Annotated in this window: 12 protein-coding genes and 3 pseudogenes; 7 read left to right on the top strand and 8 right to left on the bottom strand. The window is 72.6% G+C overall.

Annotated features, from left to right (window positions below; genetic code table 11):
- Positions 1–45: 45 nt before the first annotated feature.
- Complete coding sequence (locus tag ACIRQ7_RS12655) at positions 46–909, bottom strand: LysR substrate-binding domain-containing protein (protein ID WP_401467668.1); 864 nt, start codon at positions 907–909, stop codon at positions 46–48.
- Between the two features lie 207 nt (positions 910–1,116).
- On the opposite strand from ACIRQ7_RS12655, the gene ACIRQ7_RS12650 reads away from it, so the two are divergent.
- Entirely contained in the window at positions 1,117–2,196 is a 1,080-nt protein-coding gene (locus tag ACIRQ7_RS12650; RefSeq protein WP_404262069.1) for a bile acid:sodium symporter family protein, read from the top strand.
- A gap of 304 nt (positions 2,197–2,500) precedes the next feature.
- Here the strand turns inward: ACIRQ7_RS12650 and ACIRQ7_RS12645 are convergent, their stop codons facing one another.
- Positions 2,501–4,477 (bottom strand): exo-alpha-sialidase, encoded by a 1,977-nt coding sequence (locus ACIRQ7_RS12645; RefSeq protein WP_404262067.1) that lies wholly within the window; start codon positions 4,475–4,477, stop codon positions 2,501–2,503.
- A gap of 279 nt (positions 4,478–4,756) precedes the next feature.
- A complete protein-coding gene (locus tag ACIRQ7_RS12640; protein WP_404262065.1) occupies positions 4,757–5,698 on the bottom strand; it encodes a zinc-binding alcohol dehydrogenase family protein in 942 nt (313 codons plus the stop codon).
- A gap of 115 nt (positions 5,699–5,813) precedes the next feature.
- On the opposite strand from ACIRQ7_RS12640, the gene ACIRQ7_RS12635 reads away from it, so the two are divergent.
- Positions 5,814–6,260, top strand: a complete 447-nt coding sequence (locus ACIRQ7_RS12635; protein ID WP_403672660.1) for a MarR family winged helix-turn-helix transcriptional regulator — start codon at positions 5,814–5,816, stop codon at positions 6,258–6,260.
- 116 nt (positions 6,261–6,376) lie between these two features.
- Here ACIRQ7_RS12635 and fdhD read toward each other — a convergent pair whose 3' ends face one another.
- The 5 genes and pseudogenes from fdhD to ACIRQ7_RS12610 all read right to left on the bottom strand — a co-directional run bounded on the left by fdhD (position 6,377) and on the right by ACIRQ7_RS12610 (position 10,556).
- Positions 6,377–7,267 carry a formate dehydrogenase accessory sulfurtransferase FdhD gene (gene fdhD / locus ACIRQ7_RS12630; RefSeq protein ID WP_404262063.1) on the bottom strand — a complete coding sequence of 297 codons (891 nt, stop codon included), beginning with the start codon at positions 7,265–7,267 and terminating at the stop codon, positions 6,377–6,379.
- Positions 7,268–7,298: 31 nt separating this feature from the next.
- Positions 7,299–7,979, bottom strand: a pseudogene (locus ACIRQ7_RS12625) (Fe-S-binding domain-containing protein); the annotation flags it as partial.
- Positions 7,974–8,225: pseudogene (locus ACIRQ7_RS12620) on the bottom strand (molybdopterin-dependent oxidoreductase); the annotation flags it as partial. The pseudogenes ACIRQ7_RS12625 and ACIRQ7_RS12620, both read right to left, overlap by 6 nt.
- A pseudogene (locus tag ACIRQ7_RS12615) lies at positions 8,222–9,113 on the bottom strand (2-dehydropantoate 2-reductase). The pseudogenes ACIRQ7_RS12615 and ACIRQ7_RS12620, both read right to left, overlap by 4 nt.
- 153 nt (positions 9,114–9,266) lie before the next feature.
- Positions 9,267–10,556 carry an FAD-dependent monooxygenase gene (locus ACIRQ7_RS12610; protein WP_404262061.1) on the bottom strand — a complete coding sequence of 430 codons (1,290 nt, stop codon included), beginning with the start codon at positions 10,554–10,556 and terminating at the stop codon, positions 9,267–9,269.
- Positions 10,557–10,799: 243 nt separating this feature from the next.
- On the opposite strand from ACIRQ7_RS12610, the gene ACIRQ7_RS12605 reads away from it, so the two are divergent.
- The 5 genes from ACIRQ7_RS12605 (at position 10,800) to ACIRQ7_RS12585 (ending at position 17,019) form a co-directional block, all read left to right on the top strand.
- A complete protein-coding gene (locus ACIRQ7_RS12605; protein WP_404262059.1) occupies positions 10,800–11,477 on the top strand; it encodes a GntR family transcriptional regulator in 678 nt (225 codons plus the stop codon).
- Between the two features lie 250 nt (positions 11,478–11,727).
- Positions 11,728–12,909 (top strand): ROK family protein, encoded by a 1,182-nt coding sequence (locus tag ACIRQ7_RS12600; RefSeq protein ID WP_404262058.1) that lies wholly within the window; start codon positions 11,728–11,730, stop codon positions 12,907–12,909.
- Positions 12,910–13,203: 294 nt separating this feature from the next.
- Positions 13,204–14,796, top strand: a complete 1,593-nt coding sequence (locus ACIRQ7_RS12595; protein WP_404262057.1) for a sugar ABC transporter ATP-binding protein — start codon at positions 13,204–13,206, stop codon at positions 14,794–14,796.
- 70 nt (positions 14,797–14,866) lie between these two features.
- The gene (locus tag ACIRQ7_RS12590) at positions 14,867–15,898 is read left to right on the top strand and encodes an ABC transporter permease (protein WP_404262319.1); all 1,032 of its coding nucleotides are present in this window, start codon (positions 14,867–14,869) and stop codon (positions 15,896–15,898) included.
- Between the two features lie 98 nt (positions 15,899–15,996).
- Complete coding sequence (locus ACIRQ7_RS12585; RefSeq protein ID WP_404262317.1) at positions 15,997–17,019, top strand: substrate-binding domain-containing protein; 1,023 nt, start codon at positions 15,997–15,999, stop codon at positions 17,017–17,019.
- The last annotated feature ends 65 nt before the right edge of the window (positions 17,020–17,084 follow it).

Raw genomic sequence — 17,084 nt, 5'->3', positions numbered from 1 at the left:
TGCACTTCACCGCAGGCCGTCACGACGCCGCTCCGCGACCTGCCCTCATGGCAGGTGCAGCCGGTCGCCGCCCGCCAGGATCGCGTCCGCCAGCGCCTCCGCCGGACCCCGCGCCGGACCGCCTCGCTGCCCGTACAGCAGCACGAAGTCCACTCCGCCCAGCTCCGGCAGCCCGGCGCGGGACGGGATCCGCACCAGGCCCGGCGGGATCATTCCCAGGGTGTGTGCCATGACGCCCAGGCCGGCCCGGGTCGCGGCGATCAGGCCGTTCAGGCTGCCGCTGGTGCAGGCGATCCGCCATTCCCGGCCCTGACGCTCCAGCGCTTCCAGCGCGCGGGCACGGGTCACTGCGGGTGGCGGGAACACGACCAAAGGGATCGGACGCTGCGGGTCAAGGCGGAGCCTTTCGGTACCGATCCACACCAGTCGGTCCCGCCACACCAGCCGCCCGCGCGATTCCTCCGGCCGCCGCTTGGCCAGGACGAGATCCAGCCGGCCGGCCGCGAGCAGTTCGTGCAGCGTCCCCGACAGCTCGACGGTCAGCTCCAGATCGACCTCGGGATGCTCGCGCCGGAACCCTTCCAGCACCTCCGGCATCCGGGTCAGGACGAAGTCCTCCGAGGCGCCGAACCGCAGCCGGCCGCGCAGCCGGGTCCCGGTGAAGAAGCTCGCGGCCCGTTCGTTCGCCTCCATGATCGTGCGGGCGAAGCCGAGCATCGCCTCGCCGTCCTCGGTCAGCTCCACGGCATGGGTGTCGCGGGCGAACAGCCGCCGCTCGGCGGAGTCCTCCAGCTTGCGGATGTGCTGGCTCACGGTGGACTGCCGCAGTCCGAGGCGGTGCGCGGCCTGGGTGAAGCTCAGCGTCTGCGCGACGGTGAGAAAGGTCCGCAGCTGGGTGGGGTCGAACACGGTCACCTTCCGCACCTCGGCGGCCCGCCGCCTTGGTGACGGGCGCTGCGTCGCAGGGCATACCGGGAACGCATATCACGCAACGCAATAACAGTGACCACGGTAAGCGGGGTTCCCGATCGCCGCCACTACCGGCACTCTGGAGAGGGCACGTCCGGGCCCGTCCAGCCCGCCGCCCGAGAGCCGTCGAACGACCGAAGAGAGACCATGCACCGCCCTTTGCTCAAGCTGCCCTCCTGGCTGCCCGTGGACGGCTACATCCTGGCGCTGGTCGGCACGGTGGCCCTGGCCGCCCTGCTGCCCGCCCGCGGCCCGGCCGCCACCGTCGCGGGCGGCGCCTCCACCGCCGCCGTCGCCCTGCTCTTCTTCCTCTACGGCGCCCGGCTCTCCACCCGTGAGGCGCTCGACGGCCTGCGTCACTGGCGGCTCCATCTCACCGTCCTCGTCTGCACCTTCGTGGTCTTCCCGCTGCTGGGGCTGGCCGCCCGTCTGCTGGTTCCCACCGTCCTGCCGCCGTCCCTCTACACCGGACTGCTGTTCCTGTGCCTGGTGCCGTCCACGGTCCAGTCCTCGATCGCCTTCACGTCCATCGCCCGCGGCAATGTCGCGGCGGCGATCTGTGCGGGCTCGTTCTCCAGCATCGTCGGCATCGTGGTGACGCCATTGCTGGCGGCGCTCGTCCTCGGGAGCGGGGGTGGCGGCTTCTCCGCCGACTCCCTGCTGTCGATCGTCTGCCAGTTGCTTCTCCCGTTCGGCGCCGGGCAGTTGCTGCGCCGGTGGGTGGGCGACTTCATCGCCCGCCACAAGAGGGTCCTCGGATATGTGGACCGCGGCTCGATACTGCTCGTCGTCTACACCGCCTTCAGCGCCGGCATGGTCCAGGGCATCTGGCACCAGGTCTCACCGCTGCGCCTGCTGTGCCTGGTGGGTGTGGAGGCCGTCCTGTTGGCGACGATGCTCACCGGCACGTCGTACGGCTCGAAGAAGCTCGGCTTCGGCCGCGCGGACCGCATCGCCATCACCTTCGCCGGCTCCAAGAAGAGCCTCGCCGCCGGTCTGCCCATGGCCAGCGTGCTCTTCGGCGCCCAGGCGGGGCTCGCGGTGCTGCCGCTGATGCTGTTCCACCAGATGCAGTTGATGGTCTGCGCGGTCCTGGCCAAGCGCTACGCGAAGCGGCCGGATCCCGAAGCCACGGACGCCGGACACGGCGGAGCGGCGCCGGACCCGACGGGTGCGACCGGGCCCGGCGACGGGGTAAGCGCGCTGCCGAGCGGGGCGCGGCGCTAGACGGGGATGGCCGACCGGCCGCGGAACTCCTCGGCGGTAGCGGGGTGTCGTGGAACGCACCCTAGGACGGCTTGCGGATCGAGCGTCCGGGCCGGGCGTCGGACGACGCCCGGCCGTGCGCGTACGCGTGGCGCGCCCGCGCGGTCACCCGTTCCTCGCGGTCGCCCCTTCCCCGGTGCACGTCATCCCCGCCCCTTGGTTCGATTCGGGATACCTCGTTTCGGCGGGCGGGGGAGGTCAGCGGCGTCGGGCGGGCCGGCCGGGGGGTCTCGTCCCGCCCGACGTTTCCGTGGGGCGGCTGCCGTCAGTCGCCCCCGTGTACCCGGTCCAGTGGCAGGCGCAGGACGAGTGGGCCGGAGGGGGTGGCGTTGGTGGTGCGGATTCCGGTCAGTTCGGGGTCGGTCAACGCGCGTCGGTAGACGCGTACTTCGTCCAGGGCGCCGGTGAAGTGGGCGCGGCTGTCGAGCTGTTGGCCGAGGTGGACGCCGAAGACCGAGCCGCGGCTCACCGATCCGGGGACGTCCGGGGAGGACGCGGCGGGCCCGCCGTCGACGGTGAGCAGCAGCCGGCCGCCGGTGCGGCGCAGCGCGAGGTGGTGCCAGCCTCCGTCGTTGTACGCCTCGGTGGTCGCCACCTGTGCGGTGGCGGCCGGTGCGGTGCCGGCGACGGCGGTGAGGTGGGCGGTGATCCTGCCGTGGGCGGGGTCGGCGCTCACCGCGACCTGCGGGGATTTGCTGCCCATACCGCCCATCCACAGCAGCGGCTGGCTGCCGGTGGTGGCGACGTAGCGGAAGCGGAGCGTGGCGGTGAAGTCGTGGCTGCCCAGGGGGAGGGAGTCGCGGTAGGGGAGGCGTACGGCGTCATCCTTGCCGTCGAAGGCCACCGCACGGCCGAAGAGCGGGTCCTCGGTGGTGCGCGCGCCGCCCAGGACGAGGGCCGGGCGGGCGCCGCGGGCGTCGTCGCGGGTGGTCGGGTCCGGGGAGAGGCGCGGGCCGAGCCAGTCCTCGGTGAAGCGGGCCCAGCGGATCTCGTCGCGGGCGTCGGCCGCCCCGCCTTCGTAGAGCAGGCCGGTGACCTCCGGTGAGACGGCCACCAGGTCGGAGTAGCCGGCCCAGTCGGCGGAGACCCGGGCGCCCCGTTCGACGCCTTCCCAGGTGCGGCCCTCGTCGTAGGAGGAGCGGATGGTCATGGTCCGGCGCCGGTCGGGGTCGGCGGGCGCGGCGAACAGGGTGCGGCTGCGGCCGCCGGTGGCGCGGGAGGCGGGCAGCCGCAGTGCGGAGGCCTGCACCATCGGGGTGTAGAGGCCGGGGAGGGCGCGGAACGGCCGGGTGAACGACGCGCCGCCGTCGCGGCTGACCGCTTCGGTGCGGTGGCCCAGGTCCGTGCCGTCCTGTTCGCGGCCGTTGACGTAGACGGAGCCGTCGGAGCGTTCCAGCAGTGTCATCTCGGAGGGCTTCTGGCGGAAGGTGCCGTCGGCGGTGACCGGCCAGGTGTCCAGCGCGCCGACCCGCCAGGTGGTGCCGCCGTCGTCGCTGTGGATCAGTGCGGCGTGGTTGGCGGTGACCCGGCCGTTCGCATAGCTCTCGGCGTTGACGCCGAAGACCAGCCGGCCCGCGTGCCGGCCGCGGGTGAGCTGGATGCCGTGCACGGGCCCGGTCGCGTACCACGAATTCCACTGTGCGGGACGGATGGCCGGGGTCAGGTCCCGGGGCGCCGACCAGGTCGCGCCGTCGTCGTCGCTGTATTGGAGGTGGGGGGTGCGGTCGCAGGGGACGTCGCAGCCGAGGCCGTCGTCGCGGCCCTTGTTGTACGTCTCGGCGAGCACGATGCGGCCGGTGCGGCGGTCCACGAGGGGGGCCGGATTGCCGTGTGTATCGCCGTTGCCGTGGCTGACGACCTGGAGCGGTCCCCAGGTGCGGCCACCGTCGGTGGAGCGTTTGAGGACGAGGTCGATGTCGCCGGCGTCGCCGCAGTCGTGGGCCCGGCCCTCGGCGAACGCGAGGAGGGTGCCGTGGGCCGACCGCACCACGGCCGGGATACGGAAGCAGGCGTAGCCCTTGTCGCGGTCGGCCTTGAAGAGGATCTGCTGGTCGAAGCCGTCCGCCGGGGTGGCGGTCGTGGCGCTGGCGGTGGTGGCCGGAGCCGTGCCGGGCGCGGCCTGTGCGGGGGAGGACGGGAGCAGGGCGAGGGCTGCGGCGGTGAGCGCGGCGAGGCCTGCGGCGGCGCGGCGGTGCCGGGGTCTGCTGCGGGGGCTGCGGTGTGCGCGGAGAACTGACGTCATGGTCCGGCCTGCCCTTCGAGGCATTGGCGTCGGGTCATCAGGACATCCCACGTCCTATGTGTGCTGCGACGGAAGCTACTGCCGCGTGCGGACGGCGACAAGGAGCGTGCGTCACATCTCCGCGCCGGGGGCGGAATTCACTCGCCCGGCCCGCAGGCGGTGCGCCGGGCGGGGCGGGTGTGCGGAATGGGGCGGCAGCCCTCGGTCGATGCCCGACCGCCCGTCAGAAGCCGTCGGCCACCGGCCGGTCCGGCCCGTGGCGGGTCGCCGCGCCCGCCCTCACGGCCGGAGCACCACCTTGCCGAGGTTGGTCCGCGCCTCGATGATCTCGTGGGCCTTCGCGGCGTCGGCGAGCGGCAGTTCGGTGTGCACGGCGGCCCGCAGCCGCTCGGCCCCGGCCAGCTCCCACAGCTCCTCGCGGTGCCGTTCGTACAGCTCCCGCTGCACGGTGGAGAAGCGCCGCATCGTCAGCCCGGTGATGGTCTTCGCGCCGGCCAGCAGCTCGTATGCCGGGACGGTTCCGCCACCGGAGTTGAAGAAGATCAGCCGACCGCCGGGTGCGAGCGCGGCGAGGGCGCGCGGCAGCAGCTCGCCGCCGACCCCGTCCAGCACGATGTCGACCGGCTCGCCCCACGACTCCTGGTCGTACGTCACGACCTCGTCGGCCCCCAGCCCGTACAGGAACGGCGCCTTCGCCGCGGAGCTGACGGCCGCCACCACCCTAGAAACGCCCCGGAGCTTGGCCAGTTGGACGGCGAGGTGCCCGGTGCCGCCCGCCGCCCCGGTGATCAGCACCGACTCGGCGCCCTTCGGTGCGGCCGTGTCGAGCGCGGCCAGCGCCACCTGCCCGCCGCGCACCAGCGCGACCGCCTGCACCGCGCTCGCGCCGTCCGGAATGCGGCTCGCCAGGAAGGCGGGGGCGAGGGCGAGTTCGGTGTACGAGCCGGTCAGGGTGAGTGAGGTGACGCGGTCGCCGGCGGCGTAGCCGTGCACGTCCGCGCCGACCGCGACCACCTCGCCGGCGATCTCGCCGCCGGGTATGGCGGGCAGAGGGTCGCCGCCGCCGTTGCCGTCTCCGCGCACCCGCCGTACGGCCGGCAGCGTCACGCCGATCGCCGCCGTACGGACCAGCAGGTCGCCGGGGCCCGGCACGGGCGGTTCGGACTCCTCGACGCGCAGGACTTCCGGGCCGCCGTAGGTGTGGAATCGGACGCGGCGCATGGCCGGCACCTCCAAGGGTCCATTCGTTGGGAGCACCAACAATAACCAGGAAACCGTTGGGTGCGCCAATGGTTTTTCGTTGGGTGACCCCATGAAAGCCCGCTACCCTGGCACCATGCCCGACCACCTCCCCTACGCCCCCGGCAGCATCCGCACGCTCCCCAGCTGGCTGCTCGGCCGTGCCGCCGCCCGCGGCCACCGCCTCGTCGCCGACGCCCTCGCCGCCGAGGGCCTGCGGATGATGCACCACGCCGTGCTCTCGGCGGTCGCCGAACTCGGCCCGGTCTCCCAGGCGGAGCTGGGCCGGACGCTGGGCATCGACCCCAAGGACATGGTCGCGGTCGTGGGCGACCTCCAGCAGGAGGAGCTGGTCACCCGCACCCCCGACCCGGGGGACCGCCGGAAGAACGCCGTCGCGATCTCCGCGGCGGGCAAGCGGCGGCTGCGCCGAACGCAGCGGCTGGGCGACGAGGCCAACGCGGAGCTCACGGCGTCCCTGACGCCCGGCGAGCGGGAGCAGCTGATCGCGCTGCTCACCAAGATCGCGTCGCCGGGGGAGTGAAACGGCGCGCGCGGTAACGGGCGCGCTCTTCCGGGCAGCGGACCGGCCGGGACCGGCCGGCGCAGGGGGCGCACCCCGCCGGCCGGTCCGACGGCCCGTGTGGCGGGCGCGCGGCCTCAGCCCGTGGCGGCCGTGGCGCGCAGGGCGAGGCGGTGCTCGCCCGCGTACACGTTCATGGAGGTGCCGCGCAGGAACCCGACCAGGGTCAGGCCCGTCTCGGCGGCCAGATCGACGGCGAGCGAGGAGGGGGCCGAGACGGCGGCGAGCACGGGAATGCCCGCCATCACGGCCTTCTGCGCCAGCTCGAAGGACGCCCGCCCGGAGACCATCAGCACACAGTCGGACAGCGGCAGCAGCCCCTGTTGCAGCGCCCGCCCGATGATTTTGTCGACGGCGTTGTGGCGGCCGACGTCCTCGCGCAGGTCGAGCAGCTCGCCGTCGGTGGAGAACAGCCCGGCGGCGTGCAGGCCCCCGGTCCGGTCGAAGACGCGCTGGGCGGCCCGGAGCCGGTCGGGCAGGGCGGCCAGAGTCGCGGTGCTGATACGGACCGGGGTGTCGGGAGAGGTGTCCAGCGCCCAGCGCGCGGTGGTGCGGACGGCATCCAGGCTTGCCTTGCCGCACAGCCCGCAGGACGACGTCGTGTAGACGTTGCGCTCCAGGGTGATGTCCGGGACGGGCACCCCGTCCGCGAGCCGCACGTCGACGACGTTGTAGGTGTTGCTCCGTCCCCCGCTCTCGGCTTCGCTCGAGCGGGAGGTGCCCCCACCTGTCGCCCCCGCGCAGTAGACGATGTGCGCCAGCTCGTCGGCGCTCGCCAGGACCCCCTCGCTGACGAGGAAGCCCGCCGCCAGCGCGAAGTCGTCACCCGGCGTACGCATGGTGATCGCCAGCGGCTTGCCGCCCAGGCGGATCTCCATCGGCTCCTCGGTGACGAGGGTGTCCGGGCGGGTGCTCACCGCACCGTCGCGGATACGGATGACGCGGCGTCGCTCGGTGACCCGTCCCATGTCTGATCAGTCCCGTCCTTACCGGTCGCGCTCAGTCCCGGTTCTGTATGTGCTGGTAGCCGAAGCGGCCCTTGACGCAGAGGTTGCCGTGGGTCACCGGATTGTCGTGCGGTGAGGTGACCTTCACGATCTCATTCTCCTGCACGTGCAGGGTGAGGTTGCAGCCGGCGCCGCATTACGCGCACACCGTCGTGGTCTCGGTCTGCGCCGACTCGTCCCAGGTGCCCGCCTGCCGCATGCCGAACTCCGAGGCGAAGCTCAGGGCGCCGGTCGGGCGGACCTCGATGCAGTTGCCGCAGTAGACGCAGGCGGAGTCGGTCAGCGGGGCGTCGTGTTCGGTGGAGATCCGGGCGTCGAAACCGCGGCCCGCCACGGCGATGGCGAAGGTGTTCTGCCACTGGTCTCCGCAGGCGTCGACGCACTTGTAGCACAGGATGCACTTGTCGTAGTCGCGGACGTAGAGATCATTGTCGATCCTGGGTTCCTCGTTCATCCGGGCCGCCCGCGTCCCGAAGCGGCCGGGCTCGGCGCCGTACTCCTTGATCCACTCCGCGGCCCGCGGGGTGGTCGACAGATCCACCGACGAGGCCAGCGGCTCCAGCACCACTGTGCGGCTGTGCCGGGCCCGCTCGGTGCCGGTGCGCACCTCCATCTCCGGCTCGGCGCGCCGTGAGCAGGCCGGCGCCAGGGTGCGGGCACCCTCGACCTCCACATTGTTGGTGCCGGTCACCACCCGGGTGAACTTCTGCGCCACGTAGTTCATTTCGTTGGTGGCGCGGGCGCAGGAGAGCATCCCGAAGGCGTCCGGTCCGTGCGCCGTGACGGCGCGGTCGAAGCCGCCTGCCGCGCGGTCCAGCACCTCGTCCCAACTCGCGCGTACGAGCTGCCCGTTGGCATCCCGGACCAGCGGGTGGGTCAGACGCGGATACTTCTTGGGCTGCCGTTCCTGCTTCTTCACGGGGTGCTCCCGGCGGAGGTGGTGGCGAGGAGACCGGCGAGCGCGTGCACGGCGCGCAGCGTCGGTACGGGGGTGCCGGGGAGGTCGGCCAGTTCGACGACGGCCGCCAGCAGCACATCGAGTTCGAGCGGCTTGCCCTTCTCCAGGTCCTGGAGGGTGGAGGTCTTGTGGTCGCCGACCCGTTCCGCGCCCGCGATCCGGCGTTCCACGGAGATGGCAGGCCGGCATCCGACGGCGGCGGCGACCCGCAGCGTTTCGTGCATCATCGACTCGACCAGCTCACGGGTGTCGCGATGGCGGCAGATCTGCGCCATCGTCGCGCGGGCCGGCGCGCTGATCGGGTTGAAGGAGATGCTGCCCAGCAGCCTGATCCAGATGTCGTCGCGCAGGGCCGGCTCGACCGGGCCTTGAGCCCGCCGGCCACCATCACCGCGCTGAAGTCGAGGGCGCGCCGGGAGAGCGACCCGTCGGGCTCGCCCAGGGAGAAGCGGGTGCCCTCCAAGTGGCGGACGACGCCGGGGGACTGGATCTCGGTCGCGGCATGGACGACGCAGCCGATGGCACGCTCCGGCGGCAGCACCTCGCTGACGGAGCCGCCGGGGTCCACGCTCTCCAGGCGCCGGGACGCGTACGGGCCCGGCAGGCCGTGGAAGTACCACCAGGGGATGCCGTTCTGGGCGGCGATCACGGCGGTGCGTGCGTGCAGTCGTCGGTGGCCGCGGCCCTGGCCGTGAAGTCACCGCGGTGGCTGCGTACGCGGACGCCGTGCTGCCGGATGGCGGCCAGGTGGGGGCCGCGCGCGATGAGATGCACCTCGGCGCCCGCGCGGTGCCGGGCGGCCCCGACGTATGCGCCGATGGCGCCGGCGCCGACTACTGCGACTTTCACCGGAGGAACTCCGATCGGTTGAGGGACCGAGCGAGAGAGGAAGTCGACAGAATATTGTCTACAGTATTCGCTTATGCTGGGCAAGGGAGTTGACGGAAATGACGGGAGGGTGCCGGAGCCGGGCGGAGCGCGGGTGGCGTTCGGTCCGGGGTGTCAGCTCTGCAGCGCGCGGCCGCCGAACGCGCCCGAGCCGTCGGCGGCGGACCACAGGGACTCCACCCCGGTCTGGTCCAACGCCCCCCAGTCGGGCGTCTCCTGGACCAGCGGGCGGCCGAGTCGCCGGCCCAGTTCGACCATCGTCCGGCCGGTCGCACCGCGCTCGGCGCCGTACGCGTCCAGCGCGCCGGGCCGCTCCGCCGCGGCGAGAAGCGCCGCCTCCAGCGCGGCGGCGTCCTGCAGCGCCTTGACCGCGCCGGCGCCGGTGTGCGGACGGGCGACGGTGGCCGCGTCTCCGGCCAGCACCAGCCGTCCGGAGGTGTAGCGCGGCGCGGTGAAGTCGTACATCGGCTGGATGAACACCTCCTGAGGTGGCGTCAGCCGGATCAGTCCGCCCCAGTAGGGCGGCAGGAGCGCCTCGGTGACATGGCGGAGGTGGGAGTGCAGGGCATCGGTCAGGGTGCCGGGCGGCAGGCTGGTCGGGGTGTCGAGCCGCAGACCGGCATCGGCGGGCGGGGCGGTGTAGAGCACCCAGTTGGCGCGGTGGCCGCCCCGGCCGTCCGGGATGCGGTAGAGGATGACGTGGCCGCCCGGGAAGACCGCGTAGATGCAGTCCTCCTCGGCCCACGGCTCCGGCGGAAGGCCGGGCGGATCGAGGGCGGCCAGGCGCTCGGCGGGTACGGCGCCGCGCCAGGCGAGATATCCGGCATAGCGGGGCCGGACCTCGGGGAATGCGGCTTCGCGGACCACCGAGCGGTATCCGTCGGCGCCGATGACCAGGTCGAAGCGGTCGATCGTGGAAGGGGTGCCGCCCGCCTCGTCGGCTGCGCCGCTGCTGGGGCCGTCACCCAGGTGCAGGGCGGCGCCGTTGGCGGTGGCGCGGACCTCGCGGACCGGGGTGCCGGTCCGGAAGTCGGTCGTGGCGGGCAGCCGGCGGCGCAGCTCTTGCCAGAGCGGTCCCCAGCAGTACGAGCGGAAAGGAAAGGGGAGGGCGGCGATCTGGCGGCCCAGCGGAGCGGCGCCCTCCCTGACGTACCAGCGGCGGGTGGTCAGCTGGACCCACGGCATCGCCGCGTCCATGTACCCGGCGGCCGTCAGCTCGGCGTAGCGGGAGTTGTGCACGGCGAGCCCGACCCCGCGGTCCGCGAGGTGTGCGCCGGCGCGCTCGAATACGGTGATCCGGCCCGCGCCGGCCCGGTGTGCGGCGAGCGCCGTGGCGCAGCCGGCGATGCTGCCGCCCACCACCGCGATATCGGCGCCCACGACCGGAATGCTGTCCGTGCGCATACGGCCCGTCCCCCCTGCTTTTCCGTTGTCCCCATGGGTCCCCGGTCGTGCCGAAGGTCGGTCGGCGCGCCGCAATCGGGCACATTCTCGCAGGAGTTGGGCCCTGACGGCGGTAGGCCCGTGACACAGATCACCAGGTCATCCTGCGCGGCATGAGGTGCGCTCGGTAGACTGTAGACGATAACCAATTGCCGCCACCGATTGTCCGGAACTCCAGATACGCGTCCACAGAGGGGGACCTCGATGCTGTCCACAGGGCTACCGCAGGGAGCCGTGCCGAAGCTCGAACGACCCGGCCCGCTGCGCGAGCGCGTCTACGAAGCGCTGCTCGAACTCATCACCACCCGTGCACTCCGGCCCGGCCAGCATCTGGTCGAGAGCGAACTCGCCGGCCATCTGGGGGTCTCCCGGCAGCCGGTGCGCGAGGCGCTGCAGCGGCTCAACACCGACGGCTGGGTCGATCTGCGCCCTGCGCAGGGCGCGTTCGTGCACGAGCCGACGGAGGAGGAGGCGGACCAGCTGCTGACGGTCCGTACGCTGCTGGAGGCGGAGGCCGCCCGGCTCGCCGCGGCGAACGCCGGCTCGTCCGGGATCGCGGAGCTCGAGGAGCTGTGCGCCGAAGGGGAGCGTGCCGTGCGGGACGACGAGGTGGATGTCGCGGTGGCGACCAACGCCGCGTTCCACGCCAAGGTCATGGAGCTGGCGGGCAATGAGGTGCTGGCCGAGCTGGCCGGGCAGGTCGGGCGGCGGGTGCGCTGGTATTACACGCCGGTGGCGCGTCAGCGCGGCAAGCAGTCGTGGATCGAGCACCGCGAGCTGATCTCGGCGATCGCTGATCGGGACGAGGCGCGCGCCACCTCCGTCATGCGGGCGCACACCGAGCACACCCGCCGGACGTACCACGAGCGGGAGGGTGCCTGACGGGGCGGCGGTGTTCCGGGTGGCTGCTCCCTGCCCTCCCGGCGCCCACTTCCCCTCTTCCCGGCTTCCGCCTCCGCCCGGCCCTTTGTCCTGAGACAGGAGAAAGTCGGTACGGATTCTGTCCGTAGTTCTTCCCACCCCGGACAAGCGCTGCTACGTTCCCCTCGAAAGAACGGTGTTGACGCGCAAGCGTCACCCACAACACCGGTCGGTCGATGCCGAGTACGGCTGGAGGGGCGGCGTGAGGCGAATGACTGCCAGGCCCGCGAACGCGCATCAGGCGCGGATCCTCGGCCTGTTGCGCGACGGCGGGCCCAACTCCCGCGCCCAGCTGGGTGACCAGGTCGATCTCTCCCGCTCGAAACTCGCGGTGGAGGTCGACCGGCTGCTGGAGACCGGACTCGTGGTCGCCGACGGACTCGCCGCCTCGCGCGGCGGCCGCCGCTCCCACAACATCCGGCTCGCCCCCAGCCTGCGCTTCCTCGGCGTGGACATCGGCGCCACCTCGGTCGATGTGGCCGTCACCAATGCCGAGCTGGAAGTGCTCGGCCATCTGACCCAGGCCATGGACGTACGCGAGGGACCGGTCGCGGTCTTCGAGCAAGTCCTGGCGCTGGCAGCAAAGTTGAGGGCGAGTGGGGTCGCGGAGGGGTTCGACGGCGCCGGTATCGGTGTCCCGGGCCCGGTCCGCTTCCCCGAAGGCGTGCCGGTCGCGCCGCCGATCATGCCCGGCTGGGACGGCTTCCCGGTCCGCGAGGCGCTCAGCCAGGAACTGGGCTGCCCGGTCATGGTCGACAACGACGTGAACCTGATGGCGATGGGGGAGCAGCACGCGGGCGTCGCCCGCACCTCGCAGGACTTCCTCTTCGTCAAGATCGGTACCGGTATCGGCTGCGGCATCGTCGTCGGCGGCGAGGTCTACCGCGGGACGACGGGCAGCGCCGGTGACATCGGCCATATCCAGGTCGAGCCGGACGGCCGCCCCTGCGCCTGCGGCAACCGCGGGTGCCTGGAGGCCTACTTCGGCGGCGCCGCGCTCGCCCGCGACGCGGCGGACGCGGCACGGGAGGGCGTCTCGCCCGAACTCGCCGCACGGTTCGAGGCGGCCGGTGCGCTCGCCGCCTCCGATGTCGCCGCAGCGGCCGCCTCCGGCGACGCCACCGCACTGGAGCTGATCCGGGCCGGCGGCACCCGCACCGGCCAGGTCATCGCCGGGCTGGTGAGCTTCTTCAACCCCGGGCTGGTGGTGATCGGCGGCGGGGTGACCGGCCTCGGCCACACCCTGCTCGCCGCCATCCGCACCCAGGTCTACCGCCAGTCGCTGCCCCTGGCGACCGGCAACCTCCCCATTGTGCTGGGGGAGTTGGGGCAGGCGGCCGGGGTGACCGGCGCGGCCCGCCTGATCAGCGACCATCTGTTCTCGCCGGCCTGATCCGCACCAGCGCACGCGCAACACCGCACAGCACGCGCAACACCGCACGGCACGCGTAACACCGCACGCGTAACACCGCACCGCACCCGCAGCACCGCACCCGTACGCAGCACGGCACCGCGCACCGCCTCGCACCACGCACCGAGCCGCACCCGCACCGAGCCGTACGCCTCAACGCACCGCGCGCCACGCACCGAGCCGCTTGAGCCCCGCCACCACCCCCGTACCGCCCTGCCCTGCCGTTTTGCGCCCCGCCCTGCCCGCTCACCGGCGTCACTGCCGAGGAGGCCCGCCATGGCACCAGAGCACCGCCCGGAGTCGCCCGCCGGCCCCGCCACCGCCCCGTCCGCCCCCCTGCTCACCATGCGGGGCATCACCAAGTCCTTCCCCGGCGTCCGCGCGCTGGACGGCGTCGACCTGGACGTCGCCGCGGGGGAGGTGCACTGCCTCCTCGGACAGAACGGCGCCGGGAAGTCCACCCTGATCAAGGTGCTGGCCGGCGCCCACCAGCCCGACGGCGGCGAGATCCGCTGGCAGGGCGGCCCGGTCACCCTCAAGTCGCCGATCGCCGCCATGCGCCGCGGTATCGCCACCATCTACCAGGAACTCGACCTGGTGGAACACCTCTCCGTGGCCGAGAACGTCTTCCTCGGCCACGAGGTCTCCACCGGTGGATTCGTCCACTCCCGCGCGGCCCGGGAGCGTACCGCCGCGCTGCTCGCCCGCCTCGGCCACCCGGAGATCGACCCCGGCGCGCTCGTCGGCACCCTGTCCGCCGCCGGAGCGCAGATCGTGTCGATGGCCCGCGCGCTCTCCCACGACGTCCGGCTGATCGTGATGGACGAACCGTCCGCCGCGCTCGACCCCGACGAGGTCGACAACCTCTTCCGGATCGTCGCCGATCTGACCGCCGACGGTGTGGCGGTCGTCTACATCTCGCACCGGCTGGAGGAGATCCGCCGTATCGGTGACCGGGTCACCGTCCTCAAGGACGGGCGGGCCGCGGCCCGCGGCCTGGATGCCCGGGACACCCCCACCCGCGACCTCGTCGCCCTGATGACCGGCCGGAACGTCGCCTACGTCTTCCCCCGCCGCCCCGCGCGCGTGCCCCCCGTCCACGCCCCCGTGCTGGCCGTCGAAGGGCTCGCCCGCGAAGGGGAGTTCGCCCCTCTCGACTTCGCCGTGCACCCCGGCGAGATCCTCGGCCTCGCCGGGCTCGTCGGATCCGGCCGTTCGGAGATCCTGGAGACGGTCTTCGGCGCCCGGCGTCCCACCGCCGGGCGGGTGTTCGTCGGCGGACGGCCGCTGCGGCCCGGCAGCGTCCCCGCCGCCGTCCGCGCGGGGATCGGACTCGCTCCCGAGGAACGGAAATCGCAGGCGTTGCTGCTGCTGGAATCCGTCAACCGCAATGTCTCCGTCTCCTGTCTGGCCCGCTTCGCCCGCGCGGGCTGGCTGGACCGCGCCGCCGAGAAGGCCGCGACCCGGTCCGCCACCCGGGACCTCAGCCTGCGGCCCGATGACGTGGACCGGCCGGTGCGCACCCTCTCCGGCGGCAACCAGCAAAAGGCCGTACTGGCCCGCTGGCTGCTGCGCGGCTGCCGGGTGCTGCTGCTGGACGAGCCGACCCGCGGGGTCGACGTCGGTGCCCGCGCCGAGCTGTACGCGGTGATCCGGCGGCTGGCCGACGACGGCGTGGCCGTACTGATGGTCTCCAGCGAGGTCCCCGAGGTGCTGGGGCTCGCCGACCGGGTGCTCGTGCTGCGCGAGGGCCGGGTGGTCCATGAGGGCGCGGCCCTCTCGCTGGACGAACACCGGGTGCTGGACCTGGTCATGGCGGGCGGCGGGCCGACGGCACGCCGGCGGCCCGGGAGCGTGAAGACCTCATGACGCCACGTCAACGGAGCGCATCGCCCGATGTGCGGAATGCGCCGACACCGCGAGGAGACCGACCGTGAGCATCTCGAAAGGGAAAGCCCCCCTCGCACCCGCCGCCGGCCCGCCCGCGCCCGCCGGACATCCGCAGCACGCCGCCGGCTCCCCGGGCGGCGGACTCCGCGCCCGGATCGACCTGCGCAACCTGTCGCTGGTCGTGGTGCTGGCCGCCCTGATCGTGGTCGGTGCGGTCACCAAACCCGAGCAGTTCCTCAGCGTCCAGAATCTCCAACTGGTGCTCACCCAGGCGTCCGTGATCGGTGTGGTCACCGTCGGCGTCACCTTCGTCATCATCGGCGGCGGCATCGACCTCTCGGTCGGCGCGATGGTCGCCCTGTCCACCGTCTGGGCGACGACGCTGGCCACCCAGGAATACGGCCTGGCAGGCATCCTCTTCTGTGCCCTGATCGTCGGCCTGGCCTGCGGACTCGTCAACGGGCTGCTGATCGCCTTCGGCAGCATGGTGCCGTTCATCGCGACCCTCGCCATGCTCGCCTCCGCGCGCGGCCTGGCCCTGCAGATCAGTGAGGGCCGCACCCAGATCGTCAGCGTCGAACCGGTCCTGGAACTGGGCCAGCGTGACGCCTACGTGCTCGGCATCCCGCCGATCGTGCTGGTCTTCGCCGCCGTGACCGTCATCGGCTGGCTGGTGCTGGGCCGCACCACCTTCGGCCGCCGCACCGTCGCCGTCGGCGGCAACCCGGAGGCCGCCCGGCTCGCCGGCATCGACGTCCGGCGCCAGCGCCTGCTGCTCTACCTGCTGTCCGGACTGTGCTGCGGAATCGCCGCGTTCCTGCTCATCGTGCTCACCGGCTCCGGCCAGAACACCAACGGCAACCTCTACGAACTCGACGCCATCGCCGCCGCGATCATCGGCGGAACCCTGCTGAGCGGCGGTCGCGGCACCATCACCGGCTCCGTGCTCGGCGTCCTCGTCTTCACCACCATCACCAACCTGTTCGCGCTGAACAACCTGGAGACCGCAGTCCAGCAGATCGCCAAGGGCGCGATCATCGTCGCCGCCGTACTGGTCCAGAGGAAGGGTCGCACGTCATGACGGAACGTACGGAGCACTCGGAGCGCAGGCAGCACACGGAGCCCGGCCGGCCACCGGAGCAGACGCCGGGCGGCGGGTCGCGCACCAGCCGCAGGGGCATGCTCTTCGGCGCGGCGGCCGTGTCCGCCGGCGCCTTCCTCACCGCCTGTACGAGCAACGAGAGCAACGCCGAGGCGGCGGGAAGCGGCAAGGAACAGCAGGCCGGCGGCATCGACGACAAGCCCGGCAAGCACGTCACCATCGGCTTCGCCGGACCCCAGGCCGACCACGGCTGGCTGAACGCCATCAACGTCAACGCCAAGTCCCGGGCCCGGCGTTACCAGGACGTCACCCTCGAAATCACCGAGGGGTCCAACGACACCGCCCAGCAGATCGGCCAGATCGAGACCCTGATCAACAAGAAGGTCGATGTGCTGGTGATCCTGCCGGCCGACGGCAAGGCCCTCACCCAGGTCGGCCTGAAGGCCATGCGGGCCGGTATCCCCGTCGTCAACCTCGACCGGGTCTTCGCCTCCCCGCAGGCCTACCGCTGCTGGATCGGCGGCGACAACTACGGCATGGGCCTGAACGCCGGCCACTACATCGGCGAGCAGCTCAAGGACAAGAAGAACGCCAAGGTCGTCGAACTGGCCGGGATCGACAATCTGGAGCTCACCCGGCAGCGCACCAAGGGCTTCGACGACGCGCTGAAGAACTACCCCAACATCGAGAAGATCGGGCGGCAGGCCGCCGAATTCACCGTCGAGTCCGGACAGTCGAAGATGGCGGGCCTGCTCCAGGCCCACCCCTCCTTCGACGCCCTGTGGAACCACGACGACGACCAGGGCGTGGGCGCCGAACGCGCCATCAAGCAGGCCGGCCGCGACGGCTTCCTGATGGTCGGCGGCGCCGGGTCCCGCAACGTCATGGAGACCATCAAGGCCGGCGGCTCGGTCCTGTCGGCCACCGTCCTCTACCCGCCCACGATGTCCGCATCGGCCATCGACCTCGCCCGCGCGCTCGCCCAGGGCAAGGGCATCGGCGGCATGGCCGAGCTGGAGATCCCGGCCTCGCTGACCCTCTACTCCGCCGTCGTCACCAAGGACAACGTCGACGACTACCTCCCCACCGGCTTCCGCTGACCGGCCGCGCGCCGTCCCACGGCCGTCCACCGGGCGGCCGCGCGGCGGCCGGGCGACCTCCCCAC

The sequence above is a fragment of the Streptomyces sp. NPDC101393 genome (assembly GCF_044767385.1).
Lineage (GTDB): Bacteria > Actinomycetota > Actinomycetes > Streptomycetales > Streptomycetaceae > Streptomyces.
This window is presented reverse-complemented; position numbering and strand designations above follow the sequence as displayed.

Excerpts from the sequence above, each read along its gene's own strand:
- ACIRQ7_RS12650 (WP_404262069.1), top strand. The coding sequence starts at position 1,117 with ATGCACCGCCCTTTGCTCAAGCTGCCCTCCTGGCTGCCCGTGGACGGC.
- ACIRQ7_RS12645 (WP_404262067.1), bottom strand. The coding sequence starts at position 4,477 with ATGACGTCAGTTCTCCGCGCACACCGCAGCCCCCGCAGCAGACCCCGG.
- ACIRQ7_RS12640 (WP_404262065.1), bottom strand. The coding sequence starts at position 5,698 with ATGCGCCGCGTCCGATTCCACACCTACGGCGGCCCGGAAGTCCTGCGC.
- ACIRQ7_RS12635 (WP_403672660.1), top strand. The coding sequence starts at position 5,814 with ATGCCCGACCACCTCCCCTACGCCCCCGGCAGCATCCGCACGCTCCCC.
- fdhD (WP_404262063.1), bottom strand. The coding sequence starts at position 7,267 with ATGGGACGGGTCACCGAGCGACGCCGCGTCATCCGTATCCGCGACGGT.
- ACIRQ7_RS12610 (WP_404262061.1), bottom strand. The coding sequence starts at position 10,556 with ATGCGCACGGACAGCATTCCGGTCGTGGGCGCCGATATCGCGGTGGTG.
- ACIRQ7_RS12605 (WP_404262059.1), top strand. The coding sequence starts at position 10,800 with ATGCTGTCCACAGGGCTACCGCAGGGAGCCGTGCCGAAGCTCGAACGA.
- ACIRQ7_RS12600 (WP_404262058.1), top strand. The coding sequence starts at position 11,728 with ATGACTGCCAGGCCCGCGAACGCGCATCAGGCGCGGATCCTCGGCCTG.
- ACIRQ7_RS12595 (WP_404262057.1), top strand. The coding sequence starts at position 13,204 with ATGGCACCAGAGCACCGCCCGGAGTCGCCCGCCGGCCCCGCCACCGCC.
- ACIRQ7_RS12585 (WP_404262317.1), top strand. The coding sequence starts at position 15,997 with ATGCTCTTCGGCGCGGCGGCCGTGTCCGCCGGCGCCTTCCTCACCGCC.